21 protein-coding genes are annotated in these 20,767 nt (G+C 71.4%); 10 read left to right on the top strand and 11 right to left on the bottom strand.

Annotated elements, in window-relative coordinates; all coding sequences use genetic code 11:
• The first annotated feature begins 242 nt into the window (after positions 1 to 242).
• Positions 243 to 1,124 (top strand): prohibitin family protein, encoded by an 882-nt coding sequence (locus AB0N31_RS15950; RefSeq protein ID WP_366058964.1) that lies wholly within the window; start codon positions 243 to 245, stop codon positions 1,122 to 1,124.
• A 493-nt stretch (positions 1,125 to 1,617) separates the two neighbouring features.
• Here the strand turns inward: AB0N31_RS15950 and AB0N31_RS15945 are convergent, their stop codons facing one another.
• The gene (locus tag AB0N31_RS15945) at positions 1,618 to 4,308 is read right to left on the bottom strand and encodes a transglycosylase domain-containing protein (protein ID WP_366058963.1); all 2,691 of its coding nucleotides are present in this window, start codon (positions 4,306 to 4,308) and stop codon (positions 1,618 to 1,620) included.
• 537 nt (positions 4,309 to 4,845) lie between these two features.
• Between AB0N31_RS15945 and AB0N31_RS15940 the strand changes: the two genes are divergently transcribed.
• From AB0N31_RS15940 to AB0N31_RS15925, 4 genes are all read left to right on the top strand, one after another.
• Entirely contained in the window at positions 4,846 to 5,646 is an 801-nt protein-coding gene (locus AB0N31_RS15940; RefSeq protein ID WP_366058962.1) for an ABC-2 family transporter protein, read from the top strand.
• A gap of 121 nt (positions 5,647 to 5,767) precedes the next feature.
• Entirely contained in the window at positions 5,768 to 6,532 is a 765-nt protein-coding gene (locus tag AB0N31_RS15935; protein ID WP_366059030.1) for an ABC transporter permease, read from the top strand.
• 11 nt (positions 6,533 to 6,543) lie between these two features.
• Positions 6,544 to 7,530 carry an ATP-binding cassette domain-containing protein gene (locus tag AB0N31_RS15930; protein WP_366058961.1) on the top strand — a complete coding sequence of 329 codons (987 nt, stop codon included), beginning with the start codon at positions 6,544 to 6,546 and terminating at the stop codon, positions 7,528 to 7,530.
• 10 nt (positions 7,531 to 7,540) lie between these two features.
• Positions 7,541 to 8,233, top strand: coding sequence for a DUF1707 domain-containing protein (locus tag AB0N31_RS15925; RefSeq protein ID WP_366058960.1), 693 nt, complete (start codon positions 7,541 to 7,543; stop codon positions 8,231 to 8,233).
• A 33-nt stretch (positions 8,234 to 8,266) separates the two neighbouring features.
• Here AB0N31_RS15925 and AB0N31_RS15920 read toward each other — a convergent pair whose 3' ends face one another.
• Positions 8,267 to 9,646, bottom strand: a complete 1,380-nt coding sequence (locus AB0N31_RS15920) for an SGNH/GDSL hydrolase family protein (RefSeq protein ID WP_366058959.1) — start codon at positions 9,644 to 9,646, stop codon at positions 8,267 to 8,269.
• A gap of 177 nt (positions 9,647 to 9,823) precedes the next feature.
• On the opposite strand from AB0N31_RS15920, the gene AB0N31_RS15915 reads away from it, so the two are divergent.
• Both AB0N31_RS15915 and AB0N31_RS15910 read left to right on the top strand, forming a co-directional pair.
• On the top strand, positions 9,824 to 11,137 hold the full coding sequence (locus tag AB0N31_RS15915) for a DUF445 domain-containing protein (protein ID WP_366059029.1): 1,314 nt from the start codon (positions 9,824 to 9,826) through the stop codon (positions 11,135 to 11,137).
• A gap of 53 nt (positions 11,138 to 11,190) precedes the next feature.
• Positions 11,191 to 12,750 carry an MFS transporter gene (locus AB0N31_RS15910; protein ID WP_366058958.1) on the top strand — a complete coding sequence of 520 codons (1,560 nt, stop codon included), beginning with the start codon at positions 11,191 to 11,193 and terminating at the stop codon, positions 12,748 to 12,750.
• Positions 12,751 to 12,825: 75 nt separating this feature from the next.
• Here the strand turns inward: AB0N31_RS15910 and AB0N31_RS15905 are convergent, their stop codons facing one another.
• Positions 12,826 to 13,335, bottom strand: a complete 510-nt coding sequence (locus AB0N31_RS15905) for a hypothetical protein (protein ID WP_366058957.1) — start codon at positions 13,333 to 13,335, stop codon at positions 12,826 to 12,828.
• A gap of 173 nt (positions 13,336 to 13,508) precedes the next feature.
• On the opposite strand from AB0N31_RS15905, the gene AB0N31_RS15900 reads away from it, so the two are divergent.
• Positions 13,509 to 14,477 (top strand): helix-turn-helix domain-containing protein, encoded by a 969-nt coding sequence (locus AB0N31_RS15900; RefSeq protein WP_366058956.1) that lies wholly within the window; start codon positions 13,509 to 13,511, stop codon positions 14,475 to 14,477.
• A gap of 51 nt (positions 14,478 to 14,528) precedes the next feature.
• On the opposite strand, the gene AB0N31_RS15895 is transcribed toward AB0N31_RS15900, so the two are convergent.
• Positions 14,529 to 14,831: a hypothetical protein gene (locus tag AB0N31_RS15895; protein WP_366058955.1), complete on the bottom strand. Its 303-nt coding sequence runs from the start codon at positions 14,829 to 14,831 to the stop codon at positions 14,529 to 14,531.
• 163 nt (positions 14,832 to 14,994) lie between these two features.
• Between AB0N31_RS15895 and AB0N31_RS15890 the strand changes: the two genes are divergently transcribed.
• Both AB0N31_RS15890 and AB0N31_RS15885 read left to right on the top strand, forming a co-directional pair.
• Positions 14,995 to 15,438, top strand: a complete 444-nt coding sequence (locus tag AB0N31_RS15890; protein WP_366058954.1) for an Hsp20/alpha crystallin family protein — start codon at positions 14,995 to 14,997, stop codon at positions 15,436 to 15,438.
• Between the two features lie 103 nt (positions 15,439 to 15,541).
• Complete coding sequence (locus AB0N31_RS15885) at positions 15,542 to 16,042, top strand: DUF2267 domain-containing protein (protein WP_366058953.1); 501 nt, start codon at positions 15,542 to 15,544, stop codon at positions 16,040 to 16,042.
• A 95-nt stretch (positions 16,043 to 16,137) separates the two neighbouring features.
• Here AB0N31_RS15885 and AB0N31_RS15880 read toward each other — a convergent pair whose 3' ends face one another.
• The 7 genes from AB0N31_RS15880 to AB0N31_RS15850 form a co-directional block, all read right to left on the bottom strand.
• Positions 16,138 to 16,512 (bottom strand): hypothetical protein, encoded by a 375-nt coding sequence (locus AB0N31_RS15880; protein WP_366058952.1) that lies wholly within the window; start codon positions 16,510 to 16,512, stop codon positions 16,138 to 16,140.
• An 80-nt stretch (positions 16,513 to 16,592) separates the two neighbouring features.
• Entirely contained in the window at positions 16,593 to 17,033 is a 441-nt protein-coding gene (locus tag AB0N31_RS15875; protein WP_366058951.1) for a hypothetical protein, read from the bottom strand.
• Positions 17,034 to 17,278: 245 nt separating this feature from the next.
• Positions 17,279 to 17,725 (bottom strand): hypothetical protein, encoded by a 447-nt coding sequence (locus AB0N31_RS15870; protein WP_366058950.1) that lies wholly within the window; start codon positions 17,723 to 17,725, stop codon positions 17,279 to 17,281.
• A gap of 87 nt (positions 17,726 to 17,812) precedes the next feature.
• Positions 17,813 to 18,661 (bottom strand): helix-turn-helix transcriptional regulator, encoded by an 849-nt coding sequence (locus tag AB0N31_RS15865; RefSeq protein ID WP_366058949.1) that lies wholly within the window; start codon positions 18,659 to 18,661, stop codon positions 17,813 to 17,815.
• The gene (locus AB0N31_RS15860) at positions 18,658 to 19,398 is read right to left on the bottom strand and encodes a DUF6879 family protein (RefSeq protein ID WP_366058948.1); all 741 of its coding nucleotides are present in this window, start codon (positions 19,396 to 19,398) and stop codon (positions 18,658 to 18,660) included. The genes AB0N31_RS15865 and AB0N31_RS15860 overlap by 4 nt, the downstream gene beginning before the upstream one ends.
• A 179-nt stretch (positions 19,399 to 19,577) precedes the next feature.
• Positions 19,578 to 19,793 (bottom strand): DUF397 domain-containing protein, encoded by a 216-nt coding sequence (locus tag AB0N31_RS15855; RefSeq protein WP_366058947.1) that lies wholly within the window; start codon positions 19,791 to 19,793, stop codon positions 19,578 to 19,580.
• Positions 19,790 to 20,638, bottom strand: coding sequence for a helix-turn-helix transcriptional regulator (locus AB0N31_RS15850; RefSeq protein ID WP_366058946.1), 849 nt, complete (start codon positions 20,636 to 20,638; stop codon positions 19,790 to 19,792). The genes AB0N31_RS15855 and AB0N31_RS15850 overlap by 4 nt, the downstream gene beginning before the upstream one ends.
• Between the last annotated feature and the right edge of the window lie 129 nt (positions 20,639 to 20,767).

Genomic DNA, 20,767 nt, shown 5'->3' with positions numbered 1-20,767 from the left:
GGCCTTCGGGTGTCCTGTCGTATCGAGTCGTGATGCCCTGCCGGGCTTTCAGCTCGTCGATCAGGTGCTCGACGGTGTTCCGCTCCTTGTGGAGAACAGTGTCGTGGCGTGTGGGCCCGCCGGAGCGTTGGCCCGGCGCCCGGTGTTCAGCCGACACGCCACCGCCCCGACACATGTGGCCGCTACCATGCGCCGGGGCCGCGCCGGGGGCGCGGACGTTCTGGAGGGGAATGCTTGTGTTCGTGCTGTCCATCCTGCTGCTCATAGCCGCTGTGGTGCTCTTTGTCGTCGGCCGTGGCCGCGCCACCCCGGGCTGGAAACTCGGAGCGGCGCTCAGCGCCTTGGCGGGTGTGCTGGCAGGCGCCTTCGCCTGTGTGAACGTCGTGAGTGCCTACGAGGTCGGCGTACCGGTGACCTTCGGCAAGGTCGGTAAGCCGCTGACCTCGGGTGTCCACTTCAAGTCACCGTTCACCGACGTCATGGCCTTCTCCACTCGTCCGGTGGATCTCAACCTCAACGACAAGGACGTGGTCGAGGTTCGCTCCTCACAGGGCGGTGTGCTGTACGCGGACGTCACGATCAAGTGGGCCGTGGTGCCGGCCAAGGCGGTCGAGCTCTACCGGCTGGCGGGCAGCGAGGAAACCGTCGAGGAGCGTCTGGTGCTGCCGGACAGCCGAGAGATCATCCGCAACGTCTTCGCGAAGCACACCAGCGAGGAGGGTTACGCCTCCGCACGCGAGCAGATCGGCGCGGAGATCGCCGACCTCGTCAAGAAGCGCCTGGCACCACGCGGGATCGACGTCACCACCGTCAACCTGCGCAACGTGAGGCCGTCGAAGAAGCTGCAGGAGCAGATCGACAAGAAGATCCAGCAGGAGCAGGCCACCGAGCGGGCCACCGAGGCGACGCGGACGGCCACGGCGGAGGCGGAGCGCAAGAGGATCGAGGCGGAGGGCACCGCCGCCGCCAACAAGATCATCGAGAAATCGCTGAGCGACAAGGTTCTGTACAACCAGTGCCTGGAGGCGTACAAGGAAGCTGCGAAGGCCAACCCCGTGTACGCGGTGCCGTGCGGTACAGACTCGGGCGGCACGCCCGTCATCGTCGACAACAGCGGCGACTGAGGGCGTCGGCAGGCGACGCCGGGAGCGGGGAGGGCGGCCGGGCGGGACGCCGCCCGTACCCGTCACGAACCAGCGGAGCCCTGCGTGCCGTCGTCCGGCGAGTACGACTCCGCCGCAGGGCCCCCTCACCGCGACGCTGCCGAGGTGATCGTCGGCAAGGACGTCATGGAGGCTCTCGAGGAAGCCGCCGCCGGGCGGGAACAGGTCCGGCGAAGAGGGATGACGGGGCGGGACGGACCGCGCGGGACAGCGGAGACGAGCCTGGGCGAGCCGAAGGCCGACGCGCCCGCCGCCACAGGTTCCACTCGACCAGCAGCCGTCCGTTGTGAACGGTCAGCCGGGTATGACGGCGGGACACGAAGACCTCCGGTGCGGTCCTGGACGGCTCCACCACACCGGAGGTCTTCGCCTGTGAGCGACCCGAACGCCAGGTGTCGACAACGCTCGTGATCAATACACCCGGGACCTGTCCTGTCCGGCAGGCCCCGGGCGGTCACTCCTCGATCGGCCGGCGGTTCGTGAGCTGGGGGAAGGCGCCGCCCAGGGTGCCGGTGGAGCCGCCGTCCGAAGTGCTTCCGTCGGTGGTCGCGCCGGTGGAGGTGTCTCCGCCGGTGCTGCCGTCGGTGGTGCCGCCCGTGGTGGGGGTGCCGCCGGTGGAGGTGTCCCCGGTGGTGCCGCCGCCGGTGGTGGTGCCGCCCGTGGTGGGGGTGCCGCCGGTCGTCGTGCCGCCGGTGGTGCCGCCGGTGGTGCCGCCGTCGGTCCGGCCCTGGCTCGTTCCGGGGGTCTGGGTGTTCTGGCCGCCGGTGGAGCCGTTCACCTCGTTGCTCGCGCTCGGCTCGCCCGCGGAGGGCTCGGAGGAGGGGTAGGCGGTTTCCTCGGAGCCCGCCTGGAGCCGGAGGGTGAAGTCCTTGGCGGGGGTGCCCTTGAGGGCGTTCCTGGTGAACTGGGCCCAGATCTGGGTGGGCGCGCCGCCGCCGTTGATGCGGGGCAGTCCCATCGCGCCGTAGAGCGGCTTGTGGGCGGCGGTGACGGGGTCCTGGCCCATGACGGCGACGACGGTGGCGAGGTCGGGGGTGTAGCCGGCGAACCAGGCGGCGGTGTCCTTCTCGGCGGTGCCGGTCTTGCCGGCGGCGGGGCGGCCGGCGGCGAGGGCCGCGGTGGCGGTGCCGTTCTGGACGACGCTGCGGAGCACCGAGGTGGTGGTGTCGGCGGCTTCGCGGCTGATGACCTGGGAGGTCTTGCGCTCGGGGAGGTCGAGGACGTCGACGCCGTTCCTGGTGATCTTGTCGATGAGGGTGTAGGTGCCGTGCCGGCCGTGGTTGGCGAGGGTGGCGTAGGCCTCGGCCATGTCCAGGACGCTGGCGGTGGCCGTGCCGAGGGCGATCGACGGGTAGGGGTTGAGGTCGGGGGTGTCGCTGGGCAGGCCGAGTTCGACGGCGGTCTGCTTGACCTTCTCGGGGCCGACGTCGACGGCCATCTGCGCGTACACGGAGTTCACGGACTTGTCGGTGGCGGTACGGACGTCGATGTTGCCGTAGTTGACGTAGTCCTCGTTCTCGGGTGCGTAGGTCTCGCCGCTCCAGCCCTGTACGGGGCGCTTGTTGGTGCCGTCGTAGACGGTGCTGGGGGTGATGCGGCGGCGGTCCTGGGTCTCGGAGTCGTTCTCGACGGCCGCGGTGAGGACGAAGGGCTTGAAGGTGGAGCCGACCTGGAAGTCCCGGCGGGTGGCGTTGTTGGTGTACTGCTTGACGTAGTCGACGCCGCCGTAGAGGGCGAGGACGTTGCCGGTCTTGGGTTCGACCGCGGCACCGCCGGCGCGGACGTAGGTGTCGGCCTTGCGGTTCTTCGGGTCGAGCTTGTCCATCAGCTGGTCGTCGACGGCTTTGACGAAGGCGTTCTGCTTCTTCTTGTCCAGGGTGGTGGTGATGCGGTAGCCGCCGGCCTCGAGCTCGTCGGCGGTGGCGATCTTGTTGGTGCGCAGGTAGTCCTTGATGGCGGTGACGAGGTAGCCGCGCTGGCCGGACATGCCGTTGTCGGCGCCGGAGGTCTCCTTGGGGCTGGGGAAGGCCAGTCCGGCGCGGTCGGCCTCGCTGAGCCAGCCCTTGGTGACCATGCCGTCGAGCACGTAGTTCCAGCGGGCCTCGGCGGCCTTGCGGTTCTCGGGGTGGGCGATGACGTCGTACTCGCTGGGCGCGTTGACCAGGGCGGCGAGGTAGGCGCCCTGGGCGGCGGTGAGCTTGGCCGCGTCGACGCCGTAGTAGGCCTTGGCGGCGGCCTGCATGCCGTAGGCGTTGCGGCCGAAGTAGCTGGTGTTGAGGTAGCCCTCGAGGATGTTGTCCTTGGAGGTCTCGCGGTCCAGCTTGATGGAGATGAAGAACTCCTTCACCTTGCGGGTGACGGTCTGCTCCTGGGCGAGGTAGTAGTTCTTCACGTACTGCTGGGTGATCGTGGAGCCGGACTGCTTGCCCTTGCCGAGGGCGGTGTTCCAGCCGGCCCGGAGCATCGCCTTGGGGTCGATGGCGGACTCGGTGTAGAAATCGCGGTCCTCGGCGGCCAGGACGGCGTGCTGGGCGGCCTCGGAGATCTGGGAGAGGTCGACGGTCTCGCGGTTGACGGTGCCGTCGCGGGCGATCTCGGTGCCGTCGGCGTAGAGGTAGACGTTGCTCTGTTTGGTGGCGAGGGCGTTGGCGGGCGGGATCTTCACCATGGAGTAGCCGAGGAAGAACAGGCCCACGAGGACGAGCGCGGCGAGGACGAAGGTGCCGAGGACCATGCGCCAGGTGGGGAAGAGGCGGCGCCAGCCGGTGCGCTTGGGCCGCTTCGGGCGCTTGGGTTCGACGGCGTCGGCGGCGCTCGCCGCCTGGGGCGCGCCGGGCGCTTCGGGGGTGCGGGCCGCCGCGGGTGAACCGACCGCTTCGGACACGCGGGCCGGTCGGGGGACGCGGGCCTGTTCGGGGGTGTGCGCCGCCTTGGGCTGGTGGGCCGCGCCGGTGGTGCGGCGTGCCTCGGGGACACCGGCGGCCTCGGGGGCACCGGCCGCTTCGGGGGTGCGGGCCGCCTGGGAGTCGCGTGCCGCCCCGGGGGTGCGGGCCGCCTGGGAGTCGCGTGCCGCCCCGGGGGTGCGGGCCGCCTGGGAGTCGCGTGCCGCCCCGGGGCCTCGTACGGCCCGCAGTTCACGTGTCACCTCGGGTCCCCGCGCGGCCTCGGTCTCCTGTGCCGCCCGGGGTTCTCGCGCGGACCCGGTTTCTCGTGCCGCCCGGGGTCCCTGCGCGGCCTCGGTGTCCCGTGCGCCCCCGGTTTCGCGTGCGGCCTCGGTTTCCCGCGCCGCCCGGGGTTCCCGTGCGGACCCTGTTTTCCGTGCCGCCCCCGGTGGACCGGCAGCCTCGGGTGTGCCGGCCGCCTCGGGTGTGCCGGTCGCCCGGTCCTCGGTCGGCTGCTTCGGCTGCGGCTCGTCGCTCATGTGTTGCTCGGACTCCTGATTCGCCTCGTACGTGGCCGTACGTGTCGTACGCGTTCTGCGCCCCCTGTTGAAGACTCTCGCACCCTGCGTTCCGTTCCCGGCAATCGGCGCGTGTTGTGCCACACGCGCCTCGTGCCGCACGTGCCGGAGGGGTGCCCGGAAAACGCGTGGCGCGCGAGGAAGCCCGCCCACTAGGCTTCTGCGCTTCGCCGCCGTGGCGGGACGGGCGCGGGGTCGCCGTGGGTGAGGAGGGCGGGTGCCGTGGGTTCGGTGCGCTTGTACGCGGCCGTGGCGGCGGGGGGTTTCAGAAGGTACGCGACCTATCGTGCGGCGACGGCGGCGGGGGTGTTCACCAACACGGTTTTCGGCCTGATCCTCGTCTACACATATCTGGCGTTGTGGGACGAGCGGCCGCAGTTGGGCGGCTACGACCAGGCGCAGGCGGTGACGTACGTGTGGCTGGGGCAGGCGCTGTTCGCGGCGCTCGCGATGCAGGGCGGCGGTTTCGAGGCGGAGTTGACGGAGCGCATCCGCACGGGCGCGGTGGCGATCGACCTGTACCGCCCGGCCGATCTCCAGATGTGGTGGCTGGCGGCCGACCTGGGGCGCTCGCTGTTCCAGTTGCTGGGCCGGGGGGTGGTGCCGTTCGTGTTCGGGGCGCTGGTCTTCCCGACGGCGCTGCCCGGCGACCCCCTGTCGTGGCTGCGGTTCCTGGTGGCCCTGCTGCTGGCGATGGTGGTGAGTTTCGGCATCCGGTTCCTGGTGGCGTTGAGCGGTTTCTGGTTGCTGGACGGCACGGGGGCGCTCCAGATGCTGGTGGTGACGGGGATGTTCTGCACGGGCATGGCGCTGCCGCTGAACGCGTTCCCGGAGCCGCTGGGGCAGATCGTGCGGGCGCTGCCGTGGTCGGCGATGCTCCAGATGCCGGCGGACCTGCTGATGGGGGAGGCCGGGGCGTGGGGGACGTACGTCTTCCAGGCGGGCTGGGCGGTGGTGCTGCTGGCGCTGGGGCGGGTGGTGCAGGCGGCGGCGACGCGGCGGGTGGTGGTGCAGGGTGGGTGAGACGCGACCGGCGGGCGAGACCCGACCGGCGGACGAGGCGTGGCCGGCGCGGGAGGCCGGGTGGACAGGCGAGGCCGGGCGGGCGCGGGAGGGGCTGCGGGCGTACCGGCTGATCGCGGGGATGTGGATCCGTTCGACGACGGCCTACCCGCTGTCGTTCGCGATGACGCTGGTGAGCGGGCTGCTGGTGACGGGGCTGGACTTTGTCGCGATCTTGCTGATGTTCTCGCGGATCGACGTGCTGGGCGGCTACTCGCTGCCGGAGGTGGCCTTCCTGTACGGCCTGTCCGCGACCTCCTTCGGGATCGCGGACCTGGTGATCGGCTCGGCGGGCCGGCTGGGCTCGCGGGTGCGGGACGGCACGCTCGACACGCTGCTGGTGCGTCCGGCGCCGGTGCTGGCGCAGGTGGCGGCGGACCGGTTCGCGCTGCGCCGGGTCTCCCGGATCACGCAGGGGGTGCTGGTGCTGGGGTACGCGCTGGCGGCGACGGACGTCGACTGGACGGCGGCCAGGGTGCTGCTGGTGCCGGTGACGCTGGTCAGCGGTGCGGCGATCTTCGGCGCGGTGCTGGTGGCGGGGGCGGCGTTCCAGTTCGTGGCGCAGGACGCGGCGGAGGTGCAGAACGCGTTCACGTACGGCGGTCAGACGCTGCTGCAGTATCCGCCGACCGTGTTCGGGCGGGAGTTGGTGCGCGCGGTGACGTTCGTGTTCCCGCTGGCCTTCGTGAACTGGGTGCCGGCGGCGCACGTGCTGGGGCGGCCGTACCCGCTGGGCCTGCCGGGGTGGGCTGCGTACGCTCCGCCGCTGGTGGCGGCGGCCTGCTGCGCGGCGGCGGGGCTGGCCTGGCGGGCGGGGCTGAGGTCGTATCGGAGCACGGGAAGTTAGCGGGGGTCGCGGTGGACGCGTTCATCGAGCTCGACGGTGTGGAGAAGGTCTTCGACGTGCGCAGGCGCACCGGTTTCCTGCGGCGGGAGCGGCGGCGGGTGCGGGCGGTGGACGGGCTGTCGTTCACCGTGGCGCGCGGTGAGATCGTCGGGTACATCGGGCCGAACGGTGCCGGGAAGTCGACGACGATCAAGATGCTGACGGGCATCCTCACGCCGAGCGGCGGCCGGCTGCGGGTGGCGGGCATCGACCCGGCCCGGGAGCGGACCCGGCTCGCGCACCGCATCGGGGTGGTGTTCGGGCAGCGGACGTCGCTGTGGTGGGACCTCCCGCTGATCGACTCCTACCGGCTCGCGCACCGCATGTACCGCATCCCGGACGCCCGTTACCGGGAGAACCTCGACCGGCTCGTCGAACTCCTCGATCTGGAGGCGTTGTTGGAGGTGCCGGTGCGGCAGCTGTCGCTCGGTCAGCGGATGCGCGGCGACATCGCGGCGGCGCTGCTGCACGACCCCGAGGTCCTCTACCTCGACGAGCCGACGATCGGACTCGACGTCGTGTCCAAGACGAGGGTGCGGGAGTTCCTGGGCGAGTTGAACACCGGGCGCGGCACGACGGTCCTGCTCACCACCCACGACCTCCAGGACATCGAGCGGCTCTGCTCCCGCGTGATGGTCATCGACCACGGGCGCATGGTCTACGACGGGCCGCTCGCGGGGCTGCACGAGGCGGGGGAGAGCGAACGGACCCTGGTCGTGGACCTGGAGCGGGAACTCCCGCCCATCGACGCGGGTCCCGCGGCGCGGGTCGTGCGGGTGGAGGGGCCGCGCCAGTGGCTGGCCTTCCCGGCGTCGGGGTCGGCGGCCCCGCTGGTGGCGCGGATCGCGGCGGAGTACCCGCTGGTGGACCTGTCGGTGCGCGAGCCCGACATCGAGGCGGTGATCGGCCGTATGTACGCGGGCCGGGAGACCGTGGTGCCGGGCGCGGGGAACTCGTAGGCTGCTGTGCATGACCGACGACGCAGTCCCGGACCTCCGCGCCTCCGACGCCGACCGTGAGCGTGTCGCCGAGGTCCTGCGGGACGCCCTCGCCGAGGGCCGGCTCGACATGGCGGAGTTCGAGGAGCGGCTGGACGCGGCGTACCGGGCGCGGACCTACGGCGAGCTGACGCCGCTCACGCGCGACCTGCCGGCGGCGGGGGCCGCCGCGTCGCCCGCCGTGTCGCTGTACAAGTCCGAGGGGCGGGGGGACGAGGACGGGGCGTGGGCCGGGCGGATCGTCGGCGGTGAGGGGTCGTCCGCGTGGGCCGTGGCCGTCATGTCCGGCTTCCAGCGCAAGGGGCGCTGGACGGTGCCCCGCCGGTTCACGGCCTTCGCCTTCTGGGGCGGTGGTGAGCTCGATCTGCGCGAGGCGGACTTCGCGGCCGGGGAGGTCGTGATCAACTGCGTCGCCGTCATGGGCGGGGTGAACGTCGTGGTGCCGCCCGGTGTCGAGGTCGTGGTGCGGGGGATCGGTGTCATGGGCGGCTTCGACCACCGGGAGCAGGGGGTGCCGGCCGCGCCGGGCGCTCCGCGGGTGGTGATCACCGGGTTCGCCTTCTGGGGCGGGGTCGGCGTCGAACGCAAGCGCAGGCGGGACCGCGCGGAGCGGGAGCTGTCCCGGGGCCGGGACGGGGACCGGCGGCGCCACCTGGGGCACTGAGGCCGGCGGGCCGCCCGGGCGGCTCCGGGCGGGCTACAACTGCGCCTGTCCCGCCCCCCTGAGCTGCTCCCACTCGATCAGTTCGGCCATCTTCCGGTATCCCCGGTCGCTGGGGTGGAGGTGGTCGCCGGAGTCGTACTCCGAGCGCAGTCGCCGGGGGTCGTACGGGTCGTGCATCGCCCGGTCGACGTCCACGACCGTGTCGTAGACCGAGCCGGACCGGATCGCCGCGTTGATCTCCCGCCGTACGTCCTCGCGGGCGTCGGTGTAGCCGCGGTGGCCGCGGAAGGGGAGCAGGGTGGTGCCGACGGCCTTGACGCCGTGGGCGTGGGCGCGGCGGACCAGGGTGCGCAGGCCGTCGAGGACGGCGTCGGGGTCGGCGGTGGTGCGGGAGCGGAGGATGTCGTTGACGCCGAGGTCGATGACGACGGCCCGGACGTTCGGCCGGCCGAGGACGTCGCGGTCGAAGCGGTTCAGGCCGCTGGGGTTGGCGGCCGGCCGGCCCTGCCCGTCGGTGAGGACGCGGTTGCCGCTGATGCCGGCGTTGACGACGCCGTAGCGCGGTGCGTACCCGCCGTCGGCGCGGGAGGCGCGGAGCCGGTCGGAGAGGACGTCGGGCCAGCGGCGGTCGGCGCCGGGGGTGGAGGTGACGCCGTCGGTGATGGAGTCGCCGAAGGCGACGACGGTGCCGTCGGCCTCGTCGCTGAGGACGTCCAGCGCGGTGACGTAGCGCCAGGAGGTGATCCGCCCGGTGTACGGGGCTCCGGTCACGTCGCCGGTGTGCTCGCCGTCGGCGACGTAACTCGTCTGCCGGGCCCGGTGGTGGAAGGTGACCGGGCCCGCGGAGTACGGGGTGTGGAGGCTGATCAGGACGTCGGTGTCGCCGGGGACGGCGAGCGGGGCGGCGTCGCTGACGGCCTGTCCGCCCGCCGGGATCGTGATCGCCGGGCGGCCGCCGAAGGTGAGGCGGCGCAGGGTGGCGGGGTCGGCGGCCGCGCTGTCGTCGTCCGCCGCGACGGCGAGGGTGGCGGCGCTCACGGTCAGCGGGCCGGTGCCGTGGAGATTGGACAGCGTGACGCGGGCACTCGTCCCTGCGACGCTGGTGTGGACGACGTTGCGCACCGTGCGTCCCGCCGTGCCGTCGGTCCCGGTGAGCGGTTCGCCGCCGACCGGGGCGGCGGCCCAGCTGCCGACCCACACGCCGGTGGAGGCGGCCGCGGCGGAGCGGTGGCCGGTGCGGGAGGCGGCGAGGACGTCGTCGCGGCGGCGCCCGCCGTCCCCGGCGTCGACCCCGGCGTATATGGCGGCCGAGAGGCCCACGATCACGGCGAGGACCGCGGACAGGAGGGCGTGCTGGTGGGCGTGGTGGCGGGCACGGGGCACCCCGGGACCCCCGCCGTCATGCCTGGTCATGCGGGCGTGTGTCTCCTCGGACGAGGGAGCGGCGAGGCTCCGACGGAACATTCAGGAGATCACCGTTGAACTCCCCCACCTGACAGACGCCGGGAACTCCTGTTTCGTTCCAGGAGTCGGACAGGTGGGGACAATGGTGGCGTGCGGGTCACGGGGGACCGGGAACGGGTGGAGCGGATGGAACGCAGGGCAACGAAAGACAGGGCGGCGACGCCCGCGGCGCGCGCCATGAACGTCTTCAGCGCCGCCGACGAGGAGCGGCAGCGCGGTGTGCGGCGCATGAAGCTCACCGCGGCCGGGCTGCTGGTGTTCGTGGCGGTGGTGTACGTCCTCGCCGAGTGGGCCTCCCACCGGGGCGCCGGTCCCTGGGCGGGGTACGTGGCGGCGGCGGCCGAGGCGGGCATGGTGGGCGCGCTCGCCGACTGGTTCGCCGTCACCGCGCTGTTCCGGCATCCGCTGGGCCTGCCCATCCCGCACACGGCGATCATCCCCACGAAGAAGGACCAGCTGGGCGTCTCCCTCGGCGAGTTCGTCGGCGAGAACTTCCTGTCCGGCGACGTCGTGCGGCAGCGGCTGCGCGCGGTCGGCATCGGCAGCCGGCTGGGGGCCTGGCTGGCGCAGCCGGAGCACGCGGAGCGGGTGACGGCGGAGCTGGCGACGGCGCTGCGGGGCGCGCTGGCCGTGCTGCGGGACTCTGACGTGCAGGCGGTGGTCGGGGAGGCGATCACGCGCCGGGCGAACGCCCAGGAGATCGCGCCGGGCATGGGCAAGATGCTGGAGAAGGTCGTCGCCGACGGCGGTCACCGGCGGGCCGTCGACCTGGTGGTGGGGCGGGCGCACGACTGGCTGGTGCTGCACTCCGACTCGGTGATGGACGCGGTGCAGGGCGGCGCGCCCGGCTGGACGCCCCGGTTCGTCGACAAGCGGATCGGCGAGCGGGTCTACAAGGAGCTGCTGCGCTTCTGCGTGGAGATGCGGGACATGCCGTCCCACCCGGCCCGCGGCGCCCTGGACCGTTTCCTGCGCGACTTCGCCGCCGACCTCCAGTCCGACACCGACACCCGCGCGAAGGTGGAGCGGCTCAAGAACGAGGTGCTGGGCCGCGACGAGGTCCAGGACCTCATCGCGTCCGTCTGGACGGCCGTACGCGCAATGATCGTCTCCGCGGCCGAGGACGAGCGCAGCGAGCTGCGGCTGCGGGTGCGGGCCGCGCTGCTGTCGTTGGGGTCGCGGATGGCGACCGAACAGAAGGTGCAGGGCAAGGTCGACACCTGGGTGGAGAGCGCGGCGGTGCACGTGGTGTCGACGTACCGCAAGGAGATCACCCTGCTGATCACCGACACCGTGGCCGGCTGGGACGCCGAGCACACCACCCGCAAGATCGAGGCCAACATCGGCCGTGACCTGCAGTTCATCCGCATCAACGGCACGGTGGTCGGCTCGCTGGCGGGCCTGCTGATCTACACGGTGGCGCGGGCGCTGGGGGCGTAGCGGCACGTCCTCGGGGCATCCGGTGGTGGTTCCGCTGGACGAGGAGGGAGCCCATGACCACAGCCGCACAGGCCGAGCCCGGCCGCACCATCACGACGAACATCCCCGCCCGCCTGGACCGCCTCCCCTGGTCGCGCTGGCACTGGACGATCGTGATCGGTCTCGGCACGGTATGGATCCTCGACGGCCTCGAAGTCACGGTCGTCGGCAACATCGCCGGGCGGCTGTCGGAGCCCGGCAGCGGCCTGCCCATCACCTCCGGGCAGGTCACCGGCATCGCCGCCGCCCTGTACGTGGCGGGCGCCTGTCTCGGCGCGCTCATCTGGGGGCGCCTGACGGACCGCTGGGGGCGCAAAAAACTCTTCATGATCACCCTGGCGGTCTACCTGGCGGCGACCGCGCTGACCGCGGTCTCCTTCGACACCTGGTGGTTCCTGCTCTTCCGCTTCCTCACCGGCTTCGGCATCGGCGGCGAGTACGCGGCGATCAACTCCGCGATCGACGAGCTGATCCCGGCGAAGTACCGGGGCCGCGTCGACCTGATGATCAACGGCAGCTTCTGGCTGGGCGCGGTCGGCGGTTCCCTGCTGTCGATCGTCGCGCTGAACACGGACCTGTTCGCGGCGAACGTGGGCTGGCGGCTGACGTTCGCGCTCGGCGCCGTCCTCGCCCTGGTCATCCTCCTCGTACGGCGCCACGTCCCGGAGAGTCCGCGGTGGCTGCTGATCCACGGCCGGGACCATGAGGCGGAGGAGATCGTCTCCTCCATCGAGCGGCGGATCGAGGCCGAGCGGGGCGGTTCGCTGCCGGCGGCCGAGGGCGAACTCACCATCCACCAGCGCCGCAGCGTCTCCTTCCTCGAGATCGCCCGCACGGTCTTCTCCGACTACCGCCGACGCGCGATCCTCGGCTTCTCCCTCTTCATCGGGCAGGCCTTCCTCTACAACGCCATCACCTTCGGCTTCGGCGCGATCCTGACCACGTTCTTCGACGTGCCGACCGGTCACACCGGCTACTACTTCGCCGTGATCGCCCTCGGCAACTTCTTCGGCCCGCTGCTGCTGGGCAAGCTGTTCGACACGGTCGGCCGCCGGATCATGATCTCGTCGACGTACCTGCTCTCCGGCCTGCTGCTGTTCGGCACGGCCTGGCTGTTCGACCGCGGCGCGCTGAGCGCGACCACCATGACGGCCTGCTGGTGCGCGGTGCTGTTCTTCGCCTCCGCGGGCGCCTCCAGCGCCTACCTCACGGTCTCCGAGATCTTCCCGATGGAGACCCGCGCCATGTCCATCGCCTTCTTCTACGCCCTCGGCACCGCGGCGGGCGGCATCAGCGGCCCCCTGCTGTTCGCCGACCTCACCGGCACGGGCAAGGTCGGCGACACGGTCCTCGCCTTCCAGATCGGCGCGGCCCTGATGTGCGCGGCGGGCCTGGTCGCCGCGTTCCTCGCGGTGCGGGCCGAGGGGCGCTCCCTGGAGGACATCGCCAAGCCGCTGACGGCGACGACGACGGCCCGTACGAAGGTGGGGGCCGGGGCGGCCGCCACGGCGGGGAAGTCCGAGGGCCCGAAGGGGCCGCAGCCGCCGCAGGGGCCGACGACGGCCACGGCCTGACGGCGGCCACCGACCGCTCCCGCCTCCGTCCCCGCTCCCGGTCCGCCGGGGGCGGGGGCGGAGGCGTCGTCCCGTCTACGCCCCCGTCGTCGACCCCGGCCGGACGATCATCAGGACGGTGACCGTCGCCCACAGCAGGTTGAAGATCCCGGTGAACATGGCGAGCCGCACGGTCGCCTCACGGGTCATGGTGCCCACGGAGCCCTGGCCGGAACCGGTGCCGGTGCGGGCGTCGGCGTCGGCGTCGGGGACGCCCTCCACGAGGACCTCCTGACCGGGCAGCACGAGCACCACGAGCACGATCGCGGCCACGACGGTCAGCGCGATCGACACGATCAGCCAGGCGTCGCCGAGCACTCCCATCGCGCTCGCCGTGAAGAACCCGAAGACGGGGACGGCGATCCCGACGGCCGCGTACACCTGGCAGATCCGGTGCAGCAGCCGTACGGTCCCGTCCGCCCGGACGTCGTCCGGGGCGGCCAGGGCCCGGCGCGCGGCGGGCGGGAACATGCTCGCGGCGACGGTGACGGGACCGATCGCGACGATCGCGGCGATGACGTGGACGGCGAGGAGGAACTTGGTCACGGGCCGACGGTAGGCGTCCGGCCGGCCCCGCAGAAGTGGCGGGACTGCCAGGGGGCGACGGATTCTCGCCAGGCCGTTCACGGCCGGTAATAGGGGAGAGGCGGCCGAGGGGGTCTTGCCGCTCCCGGCAGAACCGGCTTGGCGGCATCCCGTCGTACGCCTACGCTCTCGCCATGCACACCGTCGCCATCCTGGCCCTGGACGGGGTCATCCCCTTCGACCTGTCCGCCCCGATCGACGCCTTCGGCTGGGCCCGGCTGCCCGACGGCCGGGAGGCGTACCGGGTGCGGGTCTGCTCGCCGTACCCGTCGGGCGAGGTGAGCGCGGGGGCGTTCACGGTGCGGGCGCCGTACGGCCTGGAGGCCCTCGCGGAGGCGGACACGATCATCCTGCCCGGCGTGCGCGAACCGCGGGACCCGCTGCCGGACGGCGTCGCGGAGGCGCTGCGCGCGGCGGCGGCGAACGGCACCCGCATCGCGTCGATCTGCGTCGGCGCGTTCCTGTTCGCCGCGACCGGCCTGCTGGACGGCCTGCGCGCGACGACCCACTGGATCGCCGCCCGCGACCTGGCCGAGCGCCACCCGGAGATCACGGTCGACGCGCACGTCCTCTACGTCGACAACGGCCAGTTCCTGACATCGGCGGGCGCCGCCGCGGCCCTCGACATGTGCCTGCACATGATCCGCGGGGACCACGGTTCGGCCGTCGCCGCGCAGGCCGCCCGCATGTCGGTCATGCCCCTCGAACGCGAGGGCGGCCAGGCCCAGTTCATCGTCCACGACCTGCCGCCCGCCCCGTCCGGGGCCACCCTGGAGCCCGTCCTGCGCTGGATGGAGGAGCACTGCGCCCGCGACCTCACCCTGGACGAGATCGCGGACCGGGCGGGCATGAGCACCCGCACCCTCAACCGCCGCTTCCGCGAACAGGCCGGCACGACACCCCTGCAGTGGCTGCACCGGGCGCGGGTGCGGCGGGCCCAGTACCTGCTGGAGACGACCGCGCACCCGGTCGAACGGATCGCGGCACAGACGGGCTTCGGCTCCCCGACGGCCTTCCGGGAACGCTTCCGCAAAGTGGTGGGGACGAGCCCGCAGGGGTACCGGCGGGCGTTCCGGTCGGGGGCGGCGGCGCAGGCGGGGTAGGGGTCCTGAGGGTCAGGGAGCCTGCGGGGCAGGGGTCCGGAGCCGGTGGGGTCAGCCCCGACGGTCCGCGACCGCCCAGGAGGCCAGCGCGACGGCGCCCGCGACCCCGAACACCGACGGCCAGGCGCCCACCTTCTTGGCCAGCGGATGCGACCCGGCGAACGCGGCGACGTACGCCACGCCCAGCGCGCCCGCGGCCTTGCCGCCCGCCCGCTGCCGCCACTGCTGCGCCGCCGCGGCCCCCGCCACGGCGAGCACGGCCCCGCCGAGCGGCCGCTTCTTCGTCCACCGGGCCACGCCGTACCCGCCGACGAGCCCGCCCGCGGCGATCACCGAACTGGGAACCTTCGCCATCACTGCCTCCACGAATCGAGTCCCCCGAAGTCCCCCAGAGGCTAATGCGCGAACGACGAGCGGGCCCCGACCTGAGTCGAAGGTTGTCAAGTTTCCTCCTCCGGGCTATATAAGAAGTCGTAGGGCATCGCACCGACAGGTCTGACGAGAGGAGTGGACTGTGATGCTCATGCGTACCGACCCCTTCCGCGAATTCGACCGGCTCGCGCAGCAGGTCTTTGGTACCAACGCCGCCACGGGGACCGGTAACCGCCCCGCCGCCATGCCGATGGACGCCTACCGTTCGGGGGACGACTTCCTCGTCCACTTCGACCTCCCCGGCATCGACCCCGAGACGATCGAGCTGGACGTCGAACGCAACGTCCTCAGCGTCCGCGCCGAGCGCCGCACCCCCGCCCCCGAGGGCGCGGAGCTGATCGTCGCCGAGCGCCCGACGGGCACCTTCACCCGCCAGCTCTTCCTCGGCGACACCCTGGACACGGAACGGATCGACGCCTCGTACGAGGCCGGCGTCCTGACCCTGCGCATCCCCGTGGCCGAGCAGGCCAAGCCGCGCCGCATCCAGATCTCCGGCGGCGACGGCGGCCGCAAGCAGATCAGCGGCTGACGTCCCGCTCCACGTCCCGTGGCCCCGGGGCCGCTCCCGGAGCCACGGGCCACGCCCGCCCCTCGCCGCACCACCCCGGCCCGGACCAGGAGGAGCCCGAACGATGACGACGACCGCGACGACCACCGCGCAGCCGCCGAGAACGCTGATCCCGGCCCCGCAGCGGTCCGTACGCGCGACAGCGGCAGGAGACGACGACCGGAGAGCCTGGAACGAACTGATCGCGGCGGTGCGGGAGTCGGGCCAATACCCGACCACCACCGAGGCCGAACGCGTCACCCGCACGGTCCTCTCCGAGCTGGGCGGCCAGCTGACCGGCGACGAGCGGGTGGCCCTGGCCCGCGCACTCCCGAGGGAGGCAGCCGGGACGATCGCGTCCCGGATCCCGGCGCTCCGCCCTCGCTCGGCGCGCGAGTTCGTCGACGCCGTGGCGACCCGCATCGAGGGAGCCACCCCCGCCACGGCCCGCTGGCACGCCGGCTCGGTCCTCGGAGCCCTGCCGCCCCGGATCGGCGACACCCTGACCGACCGACTCCTCGCCCAACTCCCGCCGGGCTACGCGTTGCTGTTCGGCCGGGTGGAACTGGTGTCGCGTACGGTCTGACCGTGTTGCCTGCCGCCTGTTGTCGGGGCTGCCGCCGCCGACGTACGGCACATTCGTCGGCGGCGACGGAGAGGACGGGGAACAGTGCTCCCGGCTCACCTGCAACCAGACAGGACCATCCGGCCGGTCATCAGGACCTCGTGGTTCGCGAAGAGCGCGTCCAGGACGAAGCGCCGACGGATGTGGGCCGTCCACCGCACGCCGGGCAGGTCCACGTACGCCCGGACCGTTCTGGCGCGGCTCGCCTGGGTCAGAATCCACCGAGCCTGGTCTTTTTCCTGGGTGCGACCGCCCAGATCCCGGGCGAGCCGCCACAGTTCGTCGCCGTCGCTGTGTTCGTCGACGATCGTGACCAGCCCGATGTCGCCGAGACCACGCTTGTCGCCGGACCGGGTCGTGTAGGCGACGGTGAGGGCGTCGAGGGGGAAGACCGTCACGCGGCTGGTTGCGGCCAGCTCGGTCAGGGACACGTGGTCAGTCCGTTCTGGGAAGGCGGGTGTACGGGCCGACCTGATGGAGGCCGGCCCGTCATGCGGTGGGCGGCGAAACGTCAGCAGCAGGGACCGTCACCGCAGCACGCGGGCGCGTTGCACTCGGCGGCCGTACCCCACAGCCGTTCGTCGACCTCGAAGCCCGCGGCGCGCAACCTGCCCACCACGTCGACCATCAGGCCGCGGGTGCGGACCTTGGAGTTCGGCTGGTGGTGCAGGAAGTACCCGAAGCTGCGTCGGCACCACTCGGCGTACCAGTCGGTGTGCAGGATGAGCGTGTGCCACCCGGGATCCACCTGTTGCGAGGGAGCCATGCTTGCGCCCTCACCGCTGGTGCCCATGACGAAGACCAGGGCGAGCGCCTGGTCGACGACCCGATCGGCGACACAGCGCTCCATGCCGTACTCGTCGGCACAGAAGGCGGCGAGCGTCTCGAACTCGGCGTCGCTGACGAGGGAGCGGCCGGTGCGCGTCTCGGCGGCTACGGCGGTGACGGTCATGGGGTGGCCTCCTTGATGTGGGCGGTGCCGCAGGGCTCATCGATGTGTGGCTGGTTTTCGGGCAGCACTGATTCACCTCACAGTTGAAGAATCGTTCGGGAGTCCTCTCCTGGACTTCTGTGCATGTGACTTGGCGAGGAGAGGGGCTTACGCCGCACTGCGAGCCGTGCCGAAAGGCGGCACCGCGTTCAGCGCGAAATCTCGTACGACTGTGCGTACGTTTGGCGAACGCTGCCCAAGACAGCTCAAGAGGTCATGGAGATTTTGCTCCGGCCCTCACCGGCCAGACGCGTGATCGCCCGGAGCACGATCTGCAAGCGGCGCTCGTCGAGGCACTCCACGGTGGAGAGGTAACTGTGCCTCAGGCCGACAATGGACAACACGAGCCCGAGGAAAGCACGTTCGCTTTCGCTCAGCCCGAGGGTGTAGAGACGTCCGGCCATCCCCTCCCACCGGCAGATCATGACACCGTTCTGCTTCGCCACGAGCGCCGTACGAACGTTGTCCCGTGCGAGGAGCTGCTCCTCTTCGACGAGAGCTTTCACGGCGGTGCGGTTGCGCAGACCGACCGCCGACCGCACGAGACACTCGCCGAGTGATGGCATGTCGAGCGCGTCGGCGCTGTGAGTCTGCTGAGGTGCTCCGACCTCGGCGCTCCGAGTGACTGCCGTGGCAGTGGGCTTCGTGGCCATGACCTGGACGTTAGCCAGCGCGTTTGCACGTCTGCCCGCCGATTGCGCGCGATTGCGGATCCGTGTCCGGCGCTTACCGGAGATTGCCTACGAGAGATCCAAAGACGCTCGTGCCCGGCCGATCAGGCGGCGTGCCGGTGCCCCGAACTCGGCCGACTCCGCAAGCCAGTCCCACGCCCGTTCGTACAGTTGGAGGTCGTCCTCGCCGGTGAGCCACAACTCCTCACTGATCGTCTCGACGATGACCAATCTGCGGTCGTAGATCCAGAAAGCGTGTGGTGCCGTCCGGCGGAGTTGTGCGCCGAAGGGAAGAATGCCGAGTTCGATCCGGTGTCGGCCCACCAGGTTGTACAGCCGATCCAATTGCTCGGCCATGACATCGGCGGGGCAGGAACGGTGATACAAGGCGGCCTCGCACACGAGAAACCGGAACGTCTTCGCGGGGTCGTACAAGGCCTCTTGGCGGCGCATCCGGGCCTCGACGGCGGCCTCGGTGGTCGGGGTGATGCCCCGGAACTCGGCGTTGGCGTCGAAAATGGCGCGGGCGTACTCCGGAGTCTGGAACAACCCTGGAACGCGTGACACCTCCAGGCCGCGGATCGCCCTCGTGGCCTCGGTCTGCCGGACCGCGATCTCCTGGCGGCCACGATGCCCGCCGGCCAACTGACGACGCCACGAGCGATGCCGCTGCCTCGACTCCAGTCCGGCACGCAGCCCTTGAAGCTCAGCCTCTACGTCTGGTTGCCCGCAAGCGTGCGCCCATGCGGTCAAGTCGGCTGCGGACGGGGTTTGTCTGCCGTTCTGGAGACGGGAGACCTTCGAAGGCTGACAGCCGAGCCGGGAAGCGATGGTTTTGCCGTCCAGACCGGCCTCGGCGCGTAGTTCACGCAACCGCGCGCCGAGGGCTTCTCTGGCGGTCTGGTAGTCCGTGCTCACACGGTGGAACGTACCCGCCCGGCGAACTCCTCGGCACGCACCGCATGGTGCCAGGCAGCATCCCGCGCTTGGCATGCGGCGAGGACCTCGGCAGGGTCCTCGGTGACGTACACACCCAGCGTCGTGTCCTCGCCGTCGAACGCGAAGCGGACGAGAATCCTGGAGTCGAAGAGCCAGAAATCGTGGTTCGGCAGACGCAGTTCCTGAGCGCGGTTACGGCTCAGGATACGAATGTCCTCGCCCGCGCCGACGTTGCTGGGGGCACTCGCGAGGAGGAACTCCTGCCCTTGGGTGAGCGGTTCGTCGACGAGTCGCACGCGTTCGAACCGCTTTCCGAGAGCCGTCTGAGCCCGGACGTTCTCACGCCAGGCGTTGTCCGGGTCGCGGGCGATGTCCTCGCCCGCGAGGAACCGGGCCCACTTGGGGCTGTTGCGGTCGGAGGCGTACCCCCGACGGGTCTCCAGGCGCCAAGCGGTGTGCCTGAAGCTGTGGAACAGGTCCGCGATCGACGAGAATGGCTGGAGTTCGGGAGCATCGCTCCGTGGCGAGAACCGCGTCAGCAGGCTGCGCGGGACGCGGACGAAGGTCTCGGTCTCCTTCACGTCACGCAACTGCGCCAGGTGCCCGGGGTCGGTCTCACGCTCACCCTGTACGAGGATCTCGTCGGTGCCCTCGATGCCGTACAGGGTGGGGCAGTCACCGTCGTCGCTGGTCGTACCGATGAGCCTGAGCGTCATGCCGTCCTCCACGTGTGCTTGTCGGAGGCCCAGGATGTTCTCCCCGGGCCCTGCGGCGCTCGGCGATTGCGGCGGATTGCGCACGTGGTGTGGGCGAGGGGGATTGCGCGCAAGTGGGAGCGGAGATCGCCGCGCGGACCTCGCTCGCAGCGCGCCGGAATCCCCGGCCCTCCGCGCCCTCAGCCCTGCGTGCCCTCCCGCACGGCACGTACGAACGAGCGCCAGGCCGTGCTCCCGACGGTGACGACGAGTTCCCCCGCCCCCTTCGAGTCCCGCACGAGCGCTCCGCCTCCGCTCAGCGCGCACTCGACGCACTCGCCCCCCGCCCCGTTGCTGTAGGAGGACGTGAACCACGTCGGACGGTCGTCGTCGCCGCCGGGAAGGGCAGTGCTCACCTTGCGAACTCCTTCGAAATCGACTCGATCAACCGGGTCGAACGCTGCGGGCTCAGGGCCGCGGCCCGCAGGCCGTCGAACGCCCGGGTGTACTCACGGACATGATGCTCGCCCTCCAGGTAGACCGCGTCGGTGATGCCGTCCCGGTAGACGATGTCCGGGTCTTCAGGGGCCGGAAAGCCCAGCATGGTGAACGACCCCGTGGCGGGATACGTGCCCGAGTCGAAGGGGAGGACCTGCAAGGTCACGGTCGGCAGGCGGACGGCGTCCAGGAGGCGTTCCATCTGCTCCCGCATGAGCGCGCGGTCACCGATGACGTTGCGCAGTGCGCCCTCGTTCACGACGAACCACGCTTCGGGCGCCTCCAACCCCCTGAGCATGGCCTGCCGTTCCATGCGCACGCGTACGGCCCGGTCGATGTCCTCGTCGGACATGTGCGCGCCGGTCCGGTGGAGTTCGGAGGCGTAGGCGTGGGTCTGCATGAGACCGGGCACCAGCTCGCACTGGTACTGCCGGAAGGTGGAAGCCTCCTGCTCCAGGCCGATGTAGATGTTGAACCACTCCGGAACGCCGGAACCGTGCACCTGCCACCAGCCCCGCACCTTGGCCTGCCGGGCGAGCGACTTGAGGAACTCCCGCATTTCGTCCCCGGTGCCGTAGAAGCGGCACAGGGCGTCGATGTCCGAGGGCTGGACCCGCCCGCTGCCCGTCTCCATGCGGTTGACCTTGGAACCGCTCCAGTCCAGGGCCTGGCCGACTTGGGCACAGGTCAGCGCGCTCTGTTCGCGGAGCTTCTTCAGCTCGATCGACAGGCGGCGCCGACGTGCCGTGGGTGATCCGGCCATGTGAACCCCGTTCCGTGTAGCGGGTGTTCAGTCTCGCGCCCAGAGGTGTGCTTGCCAATCACTCGGAAGTGGGAATCCCGCCGTGCACATTGCACGAAGGGATTCGCAACCCTCACTCTGGTCGCGAGG

Source organism: Streptomyces sp. NPDC051051 (assembly GCF_040682975.1).
GTDB lineage: Bacteria > Actinomycetota > Actinomycetes > Streptomycetales > Streptomycetaceae > Streptomyces.
Note: the sequence above shows the minus strand (reverse complement) of the source record. Positions and strands in the feature narration are given on the sequence as shown.

Excerpts from the sequence above, each read along its gene's own strand:
- AB0N31_RS15935 (WP_366059030.1), top strand. The coding sequence starts at position 5,768 with ATGTGGATCCGTTCGACGACGGCCTACCCGCTGTCGTTCGCGATGACG.
- AB0N31_RS15925 (WP_366058960.1), top strand. The coding sequence starts at position 7,541 with ATGACCGACGACGCAGTCCCGGACCTCCGCGCCTCCGACGCCGACCGT.
- AB0N31_RS15920 (WP_366058959.1), bottom strand. The coding sequence starts at position 9,646 with ATGACCAGGCATGACGGCGGGGGTCCCGGGGTGCCCCGTGCCCGCCAC.
- AB0N31_RS15915 (WP_366059029.1), top strand. The coding sequence starts at position 9,824 with ATGGAACGCAGGGCAACGAAAGACAGGGCGGCGACGCCCGCGGCGCGC.
- AB0N31_RS15910 (WP_366058958.1), top strand. The coding sequence starts at position 11,191 with ATGACCACAGCCGCACAGGCCGAGCCCGGCCGCACCATCACGACGAAC.
- AB0N31_RS15900 (WP_366058956.1), top strand. The coding sequence starts at position 13,509 with ATGCACACCGTCGCCATCCTGGCCCTGGACGGGGTCATCCCCTTCGAC.
- AB0N31_RS15895 (WP_366058955.1), bottom strand. The coding sequence starts at position 14,831 with ATGGCGAAGGTTCCCAGTTCGGTGATCGCCGCGGGCGGGCTCGTCGGC.
- AB0N31_RS15890 (WP_366058954.1), top strand. The coding sequence starts at position 14,995 with ATGCTCATGCGTACCGACCCCTTCCGCGAATTCGACCGGCTCGCGCAG.
- AB0N31_RS15885 (WP_366058953.1), top strand. The coding sequence starts at position 15,542 with ATGACGACGACCGCGACGACCACCGCGCAGCCGCCGAGAACGCTGATC.
- AB0N31_RS15875 (WP_366058951.1), bottom strand. The coding sequence starts at position 17,033 with ATGACCGTCACCGCCGTAGCCGCCGAGACGCGCACCGGCCGCTCCCTC.
- AB0N31_RS15870 (WP_366058950.1), bottom strand. The coding sequence starts at position 17,725 with ATGGCCACGAAGCCCACTGCCACGGCAGTCACTCGGAGCGCCGAGGTC.
- AB0N31_RS15860 (WP_366058948.1), bottom strand. The coding sequence starts at position 19,398 with ATGACGCTCAGGCTCATCGGTACGACCAGCGACGACGGTGACTGCCCC.
- AB0N31_RS15850 (WP_366058946.1), bottom strand. The coding sequence starts at position 20,638 with ATGGCCGGATCACCCACGGCACGTCGGCGCCGCCTGTCGATCGAGCTG.